General features: G+C 52.5%; 1 protein-coding gene. It reads right to left on the bottom strand.

The genetic code is table 11. The features are described 5' to 3' along the window. Positions 1-52 precede the first annotated feature (52 nt). Positions 53-701: IS6-like element IS26 family transposase (locus NA389_RS21905; protein WP_071211557.1), on the bottom strand; the 649-nt coding region annotated here is incomplete at its 5' end.

Here is a 701-nt window from a genome sequence, read left to right on the forward strand (position 1 = left end):
GGCACTGTTGCAAAGTTAGCGATGAGGCAGCCTTTTGTCTTATTCAAAGGCCTTACATTTCAAAAACTCTGCTTACCAGGCGCATTTCGCCCAGGGGATCACCATAATAAAATGCTGAGGCCTGGCCTTTGCGTAGTGCACGCATCACCTCAATACCTTTGATGGTGGCGTAAGCCGTCTTCATGGATTTAAATCCCAGCGTGGCGTTGATTATCCGTTTCAGTTTGCCATGATCGCATTCAATCACGTTGTTCCGGTACTTAATCTGTCGGTGTTCAACGTCAGACGGGCACCGGCCTTCGCGTTTGAGCAGAGCAAGCGCGCGACCATAGGCGGGCGCTTTATCCGTGTTGATGAATCGTGGGATCTGCCACTTCTTCACGTTGTTGAGGATTTTACCCAGAAACCGGTATGCAGCTTTGCTGTTACGACGGGAGGAGAGATAAAAATCGACAGTGCGGCCCCGGCTGTCGACGGCCCGGTACAGATACGCCCAGCGGCCATTGACCTTCACGTAGGTTTCATCCATGTGCCACGGGCAAAGATCGGAAGGGTTACGCCAGTACCAGCGCAGCCGTTTTTCCATTTCAGGCGCATAACGCTGAACCCAGCGGTAAATCGTGGAGTGATCGACATTCACTCCGCGTTCAGCCAGCATCTCCTGCAGCTCACGGTAACTGATGCCGTATTTGCAGTACCAG

The organism is Salmonella sp. NW645, from assembly GCF_051703725.1.
Lineage (GTDB): Bacteria > Pseudomonadota > Gammaproteobacteria > Enterobacterales > Enterobacteriaceae > Salmonella > Salmonella enterica.